General features: G+C 60.6%; 12 protein-coding genes and 3 tRNA genes. All 15 read right to left on the reverse strand.

What is annotated here, in order from left to right:
• Positions 1 to 168 precede the first annotated feature (168 nt).
• Positions 169 to 2,592 carry a TonB-dependent siderophore receptor gene (locus AB3226_RS04005; protein ID WP_367372116.1) on the reverse strand — a complete coding sequence of 808 codons (2,424 nt, stop codon included), beginning with the start codon at positions 2,590 to 2,592 and terminating at the stop codon, positions 169 to 171.
• Between the two features lie 67 nt (positions 2,593 to 2,659).
• Positions 2,660 to 3,604: a FecR domain-containing protein gene (locus tag AB3226_RS04010; RefSeq protein ID WP_367372117.1), complete on the reverse strand. Its 945-nt coding sequence runs from the start codon at positions 3,602 to 3,604 to the stop codon at positions 2,660 to 2,662.
• Positions 3,601 to 4,110: a sigma-70 family RNA polymerase sigma factor gene (locus AB3226_RS04015; RefSeq protein ID WP_367372118.1), complete on the reverse strand. Its 510-nt coding sequence runs from the start codon at positions 4,108 to 4,110 to the stop codon at positions 3,601 to 3,603. Before AB3226_RS04015 ends, AB3226_RS04010 begins: the two co-directional genes overlap by 4 nt.
• A 259-nt stretch (positions 4,111 to 4,369) precedes the next feature.
• Positions 4,370 to 4,446 (reverse strand) — tRNA-Asp (locus tag AB3226_RS04020).
• Positions 4,447 to 4,538: 92 nt separating this feature from the next.
• A tRNA-Asp gene (locus AB3226_RS04025) sits at positions 4,539 to 4,615 on the reverse strand.
• Between the two features lie 55 nt (positions 4,616 to 4,670).
• Positions 4,671 to 4,746, reverse strand: a tRNA-Val gene (locus tag AB3226_RS04030).
• A gap of 249 nt (positions 4,747 to 4,995) precedes the next feature.
• On the reverse strand, positions 4,996 to 5,772 hold the full coding sequence (locus tag AB3226_RS04035; RefSeq protein ID WP_367372119.1) for an SDR family oxidoreductase: 777 nt from the start codon (positions 5,770 to 5,772) through the stop codon (positions 4,996 to 4,998).
• Positions 5,769 to 6,980, reverse strand: coding sequence for an O-succinylhomoserine sulfhydrylase (locus AB3226_RS04040; RefSeq protein WP_367372120.1), 1,212 nt, complete (start codon positions 6,978 to 6,980; stop codon positions 5,769 to 5,771). Before AB3226_RS04040 ends, AB3226_RS04035 begins: the two co-directional genes overlap by 4 nt.
• Positions 6,981 to 7,058: 78 nt before the next feature.
• Positions 7,059 to 8,564 carry an amidophosphoribosyltransferase gene (purF, locus tag AB3226_RS04045; protein ID WP_007905939.1) on the reverse strand — a complete coding sequence of 502 codons (1,506 nt, stop codon included), beginning with the start codon at positions 8,562 to 8,564 and terminating at the stop codon, positions 7,059 to 7,061.
• Positions 8,565 to 8,605: 41 nt separating this feature from the next.
• Positions 8,606 to 9,166 carry a CvpA family protein gene (locus AB3226_RS04050; RefSeq protein WP_038980084.1) on the reverse strand — a complete coding sequence of 187 codons (561 nt, stop codon included), beginning with the start codon at positions 9,164 to 9,166 and terminating at the stop codon, positions 8,606 to 8,608.
• Between the two features lie 98 nt (positions 9,167 to 9,264).
• Positions 9,265 to 9,939, reverse strand: coding sequence for an SPOR domain-containing protein (locus AB3226_RS04055; protein ID WP_367372121.1), 675 nt, complete (start codon positions 9,937 to 9,939; stop codon positions 9,265 to 9,267).
• Positions 9,923 to 11,230, reverse strand: coding sequence for a bifunctional tetrahydrofolate synthase/dihydrofolate synthase (folC, locus tag AB3226_RS04060; protein ID WP_367372122.1), 1,308 nt, complete (start codon positions 11,228 to 11,230; stop codon positions 9,923 to 9,925). Before folC ends, AB3226_RS04055 begins: the two co-directional genes overlap by 17 nt.
• Positions 11,227 to 12,147, reverse strand: a complete 921-nt coding sequence (accD, locus tag AB3226_RS04065) for an acetyl-CoA carboxylase, carboxyltransferase subunit beta (RefSeq protein WP_367372123.1) — start codon at positions 12,145 to 12,147, stop codon at positions 11,227 to 11,229. The genes folC and accD overlap by 4 nt, the downstream gene beginning before the upstream one ends.
• Positions 12,148 to 12,444: 297 nt before the next feature.
• Positions 12,445 to 13,068, reverse strand: coding sequence for a phosphoribosylanthranilate isomerase (locus tag AB3226_RS04070; RefSeq protein ID WP_367372124.1), 624 nt, complete (start codon positions 13,066 to 13,068; stop codon positions 12,445 to 12,447).
• 63 nt (positions 13,069 to 13,131) lie between these two features.
• Complete coding sequence (truA, locus tag AB3226_RS04075; RefSeq protein WP_367375748.1) at positions 13,132 to 13,956, reverse strand: tRNA pseudouridine(38-40) synthase TruA; 825 nt, start codon at positions 13,954 to 13,956, stop codon at positions 13,132 to 13,134.
• Between the last annotated feature and the right edge of the window lie 199 nt (positions 13,957 to 14,155).

The raw sequence follows: 14,155 nt of genomic DNA on the forward strand, positions 1-14,155 counted from the left end.
TAACCTGTGGCGAGGGAGCTTGCTCCCGCTGGGCCGCGAAGCGGCCCCAAAATGGGACTGCTTCGCAGTCCAGCGGGAGCAAGCTCCCTCGCCACAGGTTCAGTATCACGCCTAACTGACTGGCATTATGCGATGCAACCCCTTTTTATAGGTTGGGATTGGATCGACTCAGAAGTCGACCGTCGCCGAAAGGAGGTAGGTGCGCGGGGTCGCGAGCGTCAAGCCAGGCTCGCTGTCATCCGAGGCCCCGGCCGAACTCCAGTAGCGTTTGTCCGCCACGTTCTCGACATTGGCACGCAGGGTGATGTTCTTTTCGTCGACCTTGAATGCGTAGCGCGCCCCCACGTCGAAACGCTCCCAGGAGTCGATTTCCTTGTTGTTGGACTGGTCCAGATACTGCGAGCTGGAATAGAGGCCGCGACTGGTCAGGGTCAGGCCCTGCACGGTCGGCACATCCCACTCGGCGCCCAGGTTGACGTTGTATTTCGGCGTGGCCGGTGCCCGGTTGCCGTCAAAGGTGCCATTGGTGGTGTTGCTCAACTCACTGTCGATGTACATGACACCGCCGAGCAGGCGGAAACCATCGAGCGGTTCACCGAACACACTCAGCTCCACGCCCGTATTCTCGCGCTTGCCGTTCGGGCCGAAAACCCGCGTCGTGGCGTTGGTCTCATAGGCCGGCTGCTTGATCCGGAACACCGCGGCGGTCACGGCGAACGCACCCGCGTCATACTTGGCGCCGACCTCGACCTGCCGACTGATGAATGGCGGAAATATCTCGTCCTCGTTCACAGAGGTCGACGGCGCGATCTTGCCTTGGCTCAGGCCCTCCATGTAGTTGGCATACAGCGACAGCTTATCGGTTGCCTTAAACAGGATGCCGCCCGACGGCGAAACCTTTTCCTCATCGTAGGCCGTGGCGCCTTTGACATCATCCGTCCAGTCGTCAACCTTCACGCGCTGCCAGCGGGCGCCTAGGGTCAGCAGCAGCCGGTCATCGAAGAAACCCAGAGTGTCGGACAACGCCACGCCGCTGAAGCGGTTCTCGGTGTAGACCTTCGAATCGAGTCGAGTGGGCCTGCCGGGTGCTGGCGTTTCCACGGGGTCGTAGAGGTTGCTGCGGGCCGCGGCATAACGGGCGCCGCCATTTTCGAAGTCCATGTAGAAATAGCTGGCGGCCAGGTTGACTTCATGGCTCACCGGGCCGGTATGAAACCAGTTGCGCACCCCTGCCGTGGCCGTCCGGACATTTTCGTCTCGGGTGAAGTCACGCGGCTGAACGCTGAAATCGCCGGCATCATTGGTGACCGCAACGGCATGCCGGAGGAAGTCATGATTGCTTTTACGCGCGCCCACGCCGCCGTACAGCATGACCGAATCGCTGACATCGAATTCGCCGTTCACCGCCCCGAAAGTGTCGTTGGTACTCGCCTTGCTCCAGGGCTGCGCATAGTTGTGACGCACATCGTTCGCATTCGGCACCTTGGCATTGGCGCCGACCTGCACGCGCTCCTGCGGAGCGTCGGTATCACGCTCGGTGCGCCCGATGTCCGTCGAGAGCCGCAGGCGCTCACCGCGAAAATCCAGACCCAGCACGGCCATCTCGCGGTCGACACTCTGGTGATCCCATTCGGTGTCGCCGGACTGCTTCACGCCGTTGAAACGAATGCCGAACTTGTTGTCTTCACCAAAGCGCCGGCCGACATCCACCGCACCGCCAACCTGATTGTCGGAAGCGTAGCTACCGGTAAACGAAGTGATGGGCTTGTCGGTCGCGCGCTTGGGCACCACGTTGATCCCGCCACCCACACTGCCCCGCGGCGAGATGCCGTTGATGAGCTGGCTCGGGCCTTTGATGATGTCGACGCGGTCGGCCATCTCCATGTCGATCGTATAGGTCGGCAGGACCCCGTAGAGACCGTTGTAGGCGACATCACTGTTGAACAGGCTGAGCCCGCGAATGGTGAACTGCTCATAACGCCCACCCGCCGGGTTGGTGGCGCGAACCGAGGGATCACTGGCGATCAGGTCGCCCAAGGTACGAGCCTGCAGGTTTTTGACCGCCTCGCCAGTGTAGGTGGTCATGCTGAACGGCGTTTCCATGAAGTCTTTTGAGCCTAGCAAGCCTTGCGAACCGCGGCGCGCGACCTGGCCGCCGGCATACACCTCGCCGCCCGCTCCGCCCGTGGCACCGAGAATCGAAGTGGGGGCCAGTTGCAGGCTGCTGCCTTCTGGCGCCGGGGTCAGGATGTAGGCCTGTTCGCCCACCGGCTGCAGTTGCAGACCGGAATCCTGCAACAGCTGGGCAAAGCCCTCCTCGACCGCGTATTCGCCGGAAAGACCGGGGCTGGTGCGACCGCCTACCAGTGCCGGATCGACCGAGAGATTGACGCCAGACAGACCGGCAAACCGGGTCAACGCATCGCTCAGGCTGCCGGCAGGCACCTGGTAATTGCGCCGGGCACTGTCTTCGGCCCAACTGGCAGTGATGAATAACGGACTGGCACTCAGGCCCAGCATCAGGCTCAGGTGCAACAAGGGACGCAGGCGGGAAGAAGCCGGGCGCGGACAGCAAGGTATTACTGCGGGCATTGATAGAGTTCTCTTGATTCGTTCACATGCCTTGAATGACAAGCGAGTCGAAAAAAGGGGACAGGCTTCAGACACTATTTTTGCGCGGCAGCAACGTCACCCAATAACGGGTACGTGAATGCACCTCCAGCGGCAGGCTGGCCGCGAGCAGCGCGAGGACGCGATCGGTATCGTCCAGGCGGAAACTGCCAGTGACACGCAACGCTTCAAGCTCCGGCTCCCAACGCAGCACACCCGGTCGATAAGTGCCGAGTTCGCGCAGGAAATCTCCCAGCGGCTGGTTTTTCGCCATCAGCACGCCCTCTCGCCAACCCGGCGCAAGCACATCGAATGGGCTGATCGGCCCGACACCGGTTGCTTGAAGACTGACTTGTTGACCACTGCGCAAAGCCAACACCGGCCCCTGCAAGGGCTGCAGTTGCACGGCGCCGTTGTACACCGACACGCGGCAACCGCTCGCTTGCTGACGCACACAGATTTCGCTTTGGCTGACGATGATCTGTCCAAACTCCGTTTGGATCGTCAACGGCGACGCGCCCGGCACCCTCAGCGACAACTCCCCCTCAATCAGCTTCAAGCGCCGACTCTGCAAATCCACATCGACGGCACTGGTCGTGTTGAGCTGCAAGGAACTGCCATCAGCGAGCTGCAGCTGTTTGCGCTCCCCGGTGGCCGTATGCAGATCGGCTCGCCAGACATCCAGGGGCAATTGTCGGCTAATCAGCCATGCCGCTGGCACCAACGCCACCGCACCCAATGCACGCTTGAGTACCACACGCCGACCCGGCTCGGGACGATCCAGACTTTTGAGCGCCAAAGCTGAAGGCAGCTCAGCAAACCGCTGACGCAAGGCTTGAGCCTTCTGCCAGGCCTGCTCGTGACTGACGCAACTGTCGCGCCAGCGCTGCAGATTCGCATGATCCCGCTCACTGGCACTTCCAGATTCCAGCAAGGCGAGCCACTGCGCGGCAGCTCGCACCGCCTGACGGGCATCGGGCACTGGGCTGTTCACAGCTCCACCGACAGGCAATGCTCATAGGCTTGCGCCATGTAGCGTTTGATCGTGCGCTCCGATACCCGCAGGCGCTCGGCAATTTGCTGATAGTTCAAGCCTTCCAGCTGACTCCAGAGAAACGCCCTGCGCACTGCCGCCGGCAATCCATCGAGCAGTTCATCCAGGGCTTGCAGCGTTTCGAGCAACAACCAGCGCTGCTCGGGCGACGGCACACAGTCTTCCGGCAACGCCGCCAGTGCCGCCAGATAAGCCTGCTCGAGGCTTCGACGCTTATAGAAATTACTCAGCAGGCGTTTGCCCACGGTCAGGAGATAGGCACGGGGCTCTTGCAGATCGGCAATTCGTTGAGAGCTGGCGAGTAAACGCAGGAACGTATCCTGACTGAGGTCCGCCGCATCACAGCCATTGCCCATGCGTCTTCTCAACCAGCCTTCCAGCCAGCCACGGTGATCGCGGTACAGGTCGTGGAAAGTTTGCTCCTTCGGCATCGCCACATCACTCATCTCAAGAAGCCCTGTGCCAAGGAGTTATCGTAAATGAGAGTGATTCTAATTAATGTCGGAGCTGTGAACCAAGTCCTTTATGCAATCGGGGCGCAGAAAGGTTGGACGGGAAGGACATGAGAGAGGAAAAGCCAAATCGCAGACACAAAAAACCCCGGTCTTTCGACCAGGGTCTTTGCTATCGACTCGAAACAGACACTGGCTTTACCAGCGGCTTGCTTCGTAGCTCCAAGGCGTTCAGTGGGCCTTGAGGCAGATATGGCGCAGCGGACGGGACTCGAACCCGCGACCCCCGGCGTGACAGGCCGGTATTCTAACCGACTGAACTACCGCTGCGTATCGCTTTGGACTTTCGCCCAAGTAACTCGTCTGATTGAAAACTCAGAAGCTTTTCAATCTCGAATCAGATAAATCTGACTCGGAAAATATGGCGCAGCGGACGGGACTCGAACCCGCGACCCCCGGCGTGACAGGCCGGTATTCTAACCGACTGAACTACCGCTGCGCGTCGGTGGAGGCTTTTAAAAGCTTCCATCTTGCTTTCGCAAGACTCTCGGAAGTGGTGGGTGATGACGGGATCGAACCGCCGACATTCTGCTTGTAAGGCAGACGCTCTCCCAGCTGAGCTAATCACCCGTTTGCATCTCCGAGGCCGCGAAATTTACGCAGGTACCGAAGCTAAGTCAATACCCCGCTTGAAGTTTTTCTGAAAAAGACAAAATTGTGTCTTACACAGTCAGCCCGCTTTCGCGAGCAAGCCCGCTCCCACACTGAATTTATGTCGATCACAAACCAGTGGTCTGCCGCAGATCCAGTGTGGGAGCGGGCTTGCTCGCGAAGACGGGGGCACATTCAAGATCAATGCTGGAGACAGCGCCCGCCCTATTACTCGCTGTAAATCATCTTCTTGGTCATGCCACCATCGACCACGAACTCCTGGCCCGTGACGAACCCGGCGTTCTTGGACAGCAACCACGCCACCATCGCCGCCACGTCCTCCACCGTCCCTACCCTGCCCGCCGGATGCTGCGCATGATCGGCGTCCGTCAGCGGTTCGGCACGCCGTGCCGCCGGGTCTCGCGCGTCGATCCAGCCTGGACTGACCGCGTTGACGCGAATTTCCGGCCCTAAACTGATGGCCAAGGCGTGAGTCAGGGCCAACAGACCGCCCTTGCTCGCCGCATAAGCCTCTGTGTCGGGTTCTGACTGTGCGGCACGGGTCGAGGCCAGATTGACGATGGCGCCGCTGTGAGCGCGCAGGTACGGCGCACAATGCTTGGCCAACAGCATCGGCCCGCCGAGGTTCACCGCCAGCACCCGGTTCCAGTAGGTCAGATCGAGGCTTTCCAGGGTGATGTTGTGCGGGTCGGCCACCGCCGCATTGCACACCAGCGCATCCAGACGCCCGAACTGTCCCAGCACCTCGGCCACGCCCAGTGCCACCTGCGCTTCGTTCGCGACGTCCATGGCGATGAACCAGGCGTTTTCGCCAAGCACCTTCGCCACTTTCGAACCGCGCTCCCGATCCAGATCGGTCAGCACCACCTGCCAGCCTTCGCTGACCAGCCAGGCCGCAATCCCCAGACCGATGCCGCGCGCAGCACCGGTGACCAGCGCGACGCGACCATGGGTATTCGTGGTCGGCGTCGACAACTCGATCACAAGGCAGCCAACCCGCGCGCCAGATCGGCCTGCAGGTCTGCCACGTCTTCCAGACCGACCGCAACGCGGATCAGGCTGTCACGGATCCCTGCCGCTTCACGCTCTTGCGGCGCGAGACGGCCGTGAGAGGTGGTGCTCGGGTGCGTGATGGTGGTTTTGCTGTCGCCCAGGTTGGCGGTAATGGAGATCAGGCGAGTCGCATCGATAAAGCGCCAGGCGCCCTCTTTGCCGCCCTTGACCTCGAAACTCACGACCGCACCGAAACCCTTCTGCTGACGCTGGGCCAGTTCGTGCTGCGGATGGCTCTGGAGACCGGCGTAATGGACTTTCTCGATACCGTCCTGCTGCTCCAGCCATTCGGCGAGTTGCTGGGCATTGGCGCAGTGCGCCTTCATGCGCAGGCTCAGCGTTTCCAGCCCCTTGAGGAAGATCCAGGCGTTGAACGGGCTCAGGGTCGGCCCGGCAGTACGCAGGAAACCGACGACTTCTTTCATCTGCTCGCTACGACCGGCCACCACGCCGCCCATGCAACGGCCTTGGCCGTCGATGAACTTGGTCGCCGAGTGCACGACGATGTCCGCGCCCAGCTTCAACGGCTGCTGCAACGCAGGCGTGCAGAAGCAGTTGTCGACCACCAGCATCGTGCCCTTGGCATGAGCAATTTCCGACAGCGCCTTGATATCTACCAGCTCGGCCAGCGGGTTGGACGGCGACTCGACGAACAGCAATTTAGTGTTGGCCTTGATCGCCGCATCCCAGCCGGACAAGTCCGCCAGGGGCACGTAATCGACTTCGATGCCGAAGCGCTTGAAGTACTTTTCGAACAGGCTGATGGTCGAGCCGAATACGCTACGCGAGACCAGAACATGGTCCCCGGCGCTGCACAGGCTCATCACCACGGCCATGATCGCAGCCATGCCAGTGGCAGTGGCCACGGCTTGTTCGGCGCTTTCCAGCGCGGCAATGCGCTCTTCGAACGCGCGCACGGTCGGGTTGGTGTAGCGCGAGTAAACGTTGCCCGGCACTTCACCGGAAAAGCGTGCCGCCGCATCGGCAGCGGTACGGAATACGTAGCTGGAAGTGAAGAACATCGGATCACCGTGTTCGCCTTCCGGCGTGCGGTGCTGACCGGCGCGTACGGCCAGGGTATCGAACGCTACGCCTTCTAGGTCGCTGTCCAGCCGACCGGCATCCCAATCCTGACTCATGCTGTCACTCCTTGCCCTGCTCTTGATTTAGAGAGTCTTTAGTAGATACAAAACCGGCCCCTCAGGGCCGGTAGTTACTCAGTTGTTGTACAGATCAATGATCGCACTGACTGCCTGGGTCTTGACCTTGGAGGCATCGTTGCGTGCCTGCTCGATCTTGTTCAGGTAAGCCTCGTCGACGTCGCCGGTGACGTACTGGCCGTCGAACACCGCGCAATCGAATTTCTCGATCTTGATCTTGCCGCCACCGACCGCTTCGATCAAGTCAGGCAGGTCCTGATAGATCAACCAGTCGGCGCCAATCAGGTCGGCAACGTCCTGGGTCGAACGGTTGTGGGCGATCAGCTCGTGAGCGCTCGGCATGTCGATGCCGTAGACGTTCGGGTAACGCACGGCCGGTGCCGCGGAGCAGAAATAGACGTTTTTGGCGCCGGCTTCGCGAGCCATCTGAATGATCTGCTTGCAGGTGGTACCGCGAACGATGGAGTCGTCCACCAACATCACGTTCTTGCCGCGGAATTCCAGCTCGATGGCGTTGAGCTTCTGGCGTACGGATTTTTTCCGTGCAGCCTGACCCGGCATGATGAAGGTCCGGCCGATGTAGCGGTTCTTCACGAAGCCTTCGCGGAACTTGACGCCCAAGTGGTTCGCCAGCTCCAGGGCCGCGGTGCGGCTGGTGTCCGGAATCGGGATGACCACGTCAATGTCGTGATCCGGACGCTCGCGCAGGATCTTCTCGGCAAGCTTCTCGCCCATGCGCAGGCGGGCCTTGTAGACCGAGACGCCGTCGATGATCGAGTCCGGACGCGCCAGGTAGACGTGTTCGAAAATGCACGGAGTCAGCGACGGGTTGGTCGCGCACTGACGGGTGTGCAGCTTGCCGTCTTCAGTGATGTAGACCGCTTCGCCCGGTGCCAGGTCGCGAATCAGGGTGAAACCGAGCACGTCCAGCGAAACGCTTTCGGAGGCGATCATGTACTCGACGCCTTCGTCGGTATGACGCTGGCCGAAGACGATCGGGCGGATGCCGTGCGGATCGCGGAAACCGACGATGCCGTAACCGGTCACCATCGCCACGACCGCGTAACCACCGACGCAACGGTTGTGCACGTCGGTGACGGCAGCAAACACGTCTTCTTCGGTCGGCTGCAACTTGCCGCGCTGGGCCAGCTCGTGCGCGAACACGTTGAGCAGCACTTCCGAATCGGAGTTGGTGTTGACGTGGCGCAGGTCAGATTCGTAAATCTCCTTGGCCAATTGTTCAACGTTAGTCAGGTTACCGTTGTGCGCCAAGGTGATGCCATACGGCGAGTTGACGTAAAACGGTTGAGCTTCGGCCGAAGTCGAACTGCCCGCGGTCGGGTAACGCACATGGCCAATGCCCATGTGGCCGACCAGACGCTGCATGTGACGCTGATGGAACACGTCACGTACCAGGCCATTGTCCTTGCGCAGGAATAACCGGCCATCATGGCTGGTCACGATACCGGCAGCGTCCTGGCCGCGGTGCTGGAGGACGGTTAGCGCGTCATACAGCGCCTGATTGACGTTCGACTTACCGACGATACCGACGATGCCACACATGCGACGCAACCCCTACTTAATGGATCTGAACTGAACACAACTCACTGAGGCGTTTTGGCCGTCGGCAAGAGGTGCTCCTTGAACGGTATATCAGCGGGTACGCTGATTCCGCTGGCAAGCCACTGACTGCTCCACCCAAGAATCAGGTTTTTGGACCAGTCTGCGACCAATAGAAATTTTGGCACGAGCTGTGATTCTTTCCACCACCCGTCCTGCTGTACCGGCCCCAGGCTTAATAGCCCGACCGCCACAACCACCAGCAACACGCCACGCGCTGCGCCGAAGGCCATGCCGAGAAATCGATCGGTCCCGGATAGCCCGGTGACGCGAACCAATTCGCCGATAAGATAATTGATCATTGCGCCTACTATTAAAGTGGCGACAAACATGATGGCACAGCCCGCGATCACGCGAGCCGACGGCGTTTCGATATATCCGCCGAGGTACTCGGACAATGAGCCACCGAACATCCAGGCAACGCCTCCTGCGATGATCCAGGTCAGCAGCGAGAGTGCTTCTTTTACGAAGCCGCGGCTAAGACTGATCAAAGCGGAGATGGCGACGATTGCAACGATCGCCCAATCAACCCAGGTAAATGGCACAGTGCAGCCTACAGACAGATAAGGCGGCGCATTTTAGCAGAGCCCATGGCTATCGGTAAGCTGAGATTGTCAGTGCTTTTCAAATCGGGGCGATAGTTTTAACCGCGCTCAGGCTGGAAACGCACCACAAAACCCTTGAGGTTCTGCTGGCGACTCAACAAGTCACGCAGACGATCGGCTTCCGCGCGCTCGATCAGCGGTCCGACGAATACCCGATTCTTGCCATCGGCGGAGCGGATATAGGCGTTATAGCCTTGGCTGCGCAAGGTTTTCTGCAGGCTTTCAGCACTCTCACGGCTCGCCAGGCTGGCCAGTTGCACCGACCAGCTGACTGACAGGCCATTGGCATCGACGCGGCTTGGGGTGGTAGCCGGCTTGCTCGGTGCGGCAGTAATTGGCTGGGCAGGTGCCGGTACAGGCTTGGCGACTGGCGCCGGAGGCGTGACCGGTTTGGCAGCCGGCGGCGTTGGTGGCGCTGCCACAGGAGCACTTGGAGCACTTGGCGCTATCGGTGTCGACGGAGCTTGCTGTGCGGCAATTTCCTCATCGCTTGGCACAGGCTCCTGCGGCAATGCCTGCGGTTCAGGCACCACCACCGGCTCGACCTGCACTTGCGGCAGAGCCGGCGCTTGCGGTGCAGCCGGTGCGTCAACCCTCACTTGGCGCTGCTCGTCCTGACGGGAAAACAGCATTGGCAGGAAAATCACCGCCAGCGCCACCAGCACCAAGGCGCCAACCATGCGCTGCTTGTACGCCTTATCCAGCAAAGCCATTTGCCGCTTCCTCCGTGGAGCGCCGGGCCAGCCATTCAAGGGCCTCGGCGACACAATAAAATGATCCGAACAACAGAATTTCGTCGTCGCTCGTCGCCTGCGCGCACTGCCCTTCCAGGGCGGCGGCCACGCTGCCATAAGACGTTACCGATGCGCCAAGGTTCTGCAACGCCGCGTGCAACTGCTCAACGGGCCGCGCCCGCGGCGAATCCAGCGGGGCGACAGCCCAATGCTGGACACTAGCATTCAATTCACCGACAACACCATCCAGATCCTTGTCCGCCAACAACCCGAACACCGCCAGACGCTTGCCTGCCGGTGGCCGACTGGCCAGGCGACGGGCCAGGTATTCTGCCGCATGGGGGTTGTGCCCCACATCCAGCAACACATTCAGACGTTTGCCCTGCCAGTCGAACTGACGGCGATCAAGACGACCGACCACGCGTGTCGCTTTCAGGGCTTCAATAATCTGTACATCTACCCAAGGCAAACCAAGCAGCAGGTAAGCCTGCAATGCCAGGGCGGCGTTTTCCATCGGCAGATCGAGCAATGGCAGATCATACAACTCTACTGCACGCCCCTGAGCATCAAGGCCGCGCCATTGCCAGTTGTGATCGGTGATACCCAGGTCAAAATCGCGCCCACGCAGGAAAAACGGGCAATTGAGCTCGCGCGCTTTATCCAGCAGAGGTTGGGGGGGATTCAGATCGCCACAGAGCGCAGGCGCGCCCTGGCGGAAAATACCGGCTTTTTCGTAAGCCACGGACTCACGGGTATCTCCCAGATAGTCCGCATGATCAACGCCGATGCTGGTGACCAGCGCCATGTCCGCATCGACCACGTTGACGGTATCCAGACGCCCGCCCAGACCCACTTCCAGCACCACCGCATCAAGCCCTGCCTGTTGAAACAGCCAGAACGCCGCCAGGGTGCCCATTTCGAAGTACGTCAGGGAAGTGTCGCCACGACCGGCCTCGACCGCCGCGAAGGCTTCGCACAGCTCAGCGTCAGTGGCTTCGACACCATTGACCTGCACCCGCTCGTTGTAACGCAGCAGGTGCGGAGAATTGTAGACACCGACGTTCAGGCCCTGCGACCGCAGCAACGAAGCCACGAACGCGCAGGTAGAACCCTTGCCGTTGGTGCCGGTGACCGTGATCACCCGAGGCGCCGGCTTGCCCAGTCCCATGCGGGACGCTACCTGTTGCGAACGCTCCAGCCCCATGTCGATGGCTGAAGGATGCAACTGTTCAAGGTAGGCGAGCCACTCGCCAAGGGTGCGTTGGGTCATATGTTGGCAGGCACCGGCGGAACCACGATCGGCTCGATCGGCGCGGCGACGAATTTTGGCGTCGCCAGGCCCATCATTTGTGCCAGCAGGTTGCCCAGACGCGGACGCAGTTCCTGACGGTGAATGATCATGTCGATCGCGCCGTGTTCCAGCAGGAACTCACTGCGCTGGAAGCCTTCCGGCAATTTTTCGCGAACGGTTTGTTCGATAACGCGCGGGCCGGCGAAACCGATCAGGGCTTTTGGCTCACCAACGATTACGTCGCCGAGCATTGCCAGACTGGCGGAAACACCGCCGTAGACCGGGTCGGTCAGTACGGAGATGAACGGAATGCCTTCTTCACGCAGACGCGCCAGCACCGCGGAGGTCTTGGCCATTTGCATCAGGGAGATCAGCGCTTCCTGCATCCGCGCACCACCGGAGGCGGCGAAGCAGATCATCGGGCAACGGTTTTCCAGGGCGTAGTTGGCGGCGCGCACGAAGCGCTCACCGACGATGGCACCCATCGAGCCACCCATGAAGGAGAATTCGAAAGCCGATACCACCACCGGCATGCCCAGCAGGGTGCCGCTCATGGAGATCAGTGCATCTTTTTCGCCGGTCTGCTTTTGCGCAGCGGTCAGGCGATCCTTGTACTTCTTGCCGTCGCGGAATTTCAGACGGTCAACCGGCTCCAGGTCCGCGCCCAGTTCGGCACGGCCGTCAGCGTCGAGGAAGATGTCGATGCGCGCGCGCGCGCCGATGCGCATGTGGTGGTTGCACTTGGGGCAAACGTCCAGGGTCTTTTCCAGCTCCGGACGATACAACACCGCCTCGCAAGACGGGCATTTGTGCCACAGACCTTCAGGCACCGAGCTCTTCTTGACCTCGGAACGCATGATCGAAGGGATCAGTTTGTCTACTAACCAGTTGCTCATGCTTTCTTTCTCCAGTACCGGCGGCCCGAACGCTCTGGTTCGCAGCCCCGCGTATGCCCTTGAGCTAAATTCATGTATGTGGCGATGATTGATCGGGTGGCCGGGTCAGCGAGACGTGACCTGCGTACAACCCATCAATCCTCAGCCGTGCCTGCTGTGTGCAGGTGCACCTCTTTTGTACAGAGCAGTGGACGGCGGCAGTCTGCCAGCCGTCACATCAACGTAGGAGCTATCGAGTGAAACGAGGCTGCGATTTTTTGATCCTGAAGATCGCAGCCTCATTTCACTCGACAGCTCCTACACAGTTCCTACAACCGCTTTGATGAATGCGTGAATCTTTGCGTGATCCTTGATGCCCTTGCTCGCCTCTACTCCACCGCTGACGTCCACCGCGTAAGGCCGAACCCGGGCAATCGCCTCGGCGACGTTGTCCGGCGTCAAGCCGCCCGCCAGGATGATTGGCTTGCTCAGGCCTTGCGGTATCAGTGACCAGTCGAACGCTTCGCCGGTTCCGCCGGGAATACCTTCGACGTACGTGTCGAGCAAGATCCCGCTGGCACTGGCGTAGGCATCGCAAGCTGCTGCGATGTCATCACCGGCCTTGACCCGCAACGCCTTGATGTAGGGCCGGTGCCAGCTTTCACAGTCGGCGGCGGTCTCGTCACCATGGAACTGCAACAGGTCCAGCGGCACGGCGTCGAGGATTTCCCCCAGCTCGCAGCGGCTGGCATTGACAAACAAACCCACAGTGGTCACGAACGGCGGCAAGGCCTTGATGATCGCCCTCGCCTGCTGGAATGTTACGGCCCGTGGGCTTTTGGCGTAGAACACAAACCCGATGGCATCGGCCCCGGCCTCGACCGCCGCCAACGCATCCTCTATGCGGGTAATCCCACAAATTTTGCTGCGAACGGCTGACATGTCGATAGAACCTCAGGACAAATCCGGGAAAGTCCCGGATGGTAACAAAAGCGTTCGAGGGCGTCAGCCGTCAAGTTCCGAGAAACCGGTGAGGAAGTGTGGACCGATGTAACGCTCGGGCAATTCGAACTCGTCGCGATACTCGACCTGCACCAGATATAGGCCGAACGGATGGGCCGTCACCCCGCCGGAACGGCGCACACGGCTTTCCAGGACTTCTTTCATCCACTCCACGGGACGCTCGCCGGCGCCGATGGTCATCAGCACGCCGGCGATGTTGCGCACCATGTGGTGCAGAAACGCACTGGCGCGGATATCCAGCACGATCATTTTGCCATGGCGGGTGACGCGCAGGTGATGCAGCTCCTTGATCGGCGACTTGGCTTGGCACTGGCCGGCGCGGAATGCGCTGAAGTCGTGGGTGCCGACCAGATACTGAGCAGCCTCGGACATGCGCTCGACGTCCAGTGGACGGTGATTCCAGGTGATTTCTTCGTTCAGGTGCGCCGGGCGGATCTGATCGTTGTAGATCACGTAACGATAACGACGGGCGATGGCCTTGAACCGCGCATGGAAATCCGCCGGCATAACCTTGGCCCAGCTGACGCTGACGTCGTGCGGCAAGTTGATGTTGGCCCCCATGACCCAGGCCTTCATCGAACGCTCGACCTGGGTGTCGAAATGCACCACTTGCCCGCAAGCATGCACACCGGCGTCGGTGCGTCCGGCGCAAAGTAGCGACACGGGTGAGTCGGCGACTTTGGACAAGGCCTTTTCGAGGGTTTCCTGCACCGTGGCCACACCGGAGGCCTGACGCTGCCAGCCGCGATAACGCGAGCCTTTGTATTCAACGCCCAACGCGATCCGGAAAAAGCCGTCGGCCGCCATTTCGGCGGCCGGATTATCTATATTTGCCAAGGGGGTGACAGCCTGCTGATCTACGCAAAGGCAGGCATTATAAGGCCGCCGGACCGGGACGCCAGAGCTGAGTGATCTTCGTGCCCTGCCCGACCGGTGCAATGCCGGGTTTGATGTTGAACGGGATGCCCTCATCGCGAGCAGGCTCGCCCCCACAAGGGGATTGGTG

It is taken from the genome of Pseudomonas lini, assembly GCF_964063345.1.
Lineage (GTDB): Bacteria > Pseudomonadota > Gammaproteobacteria > Pseudomonadales > Pseudomonadaceae > Aquipseudomonas > Aquipseudomonas lini_B.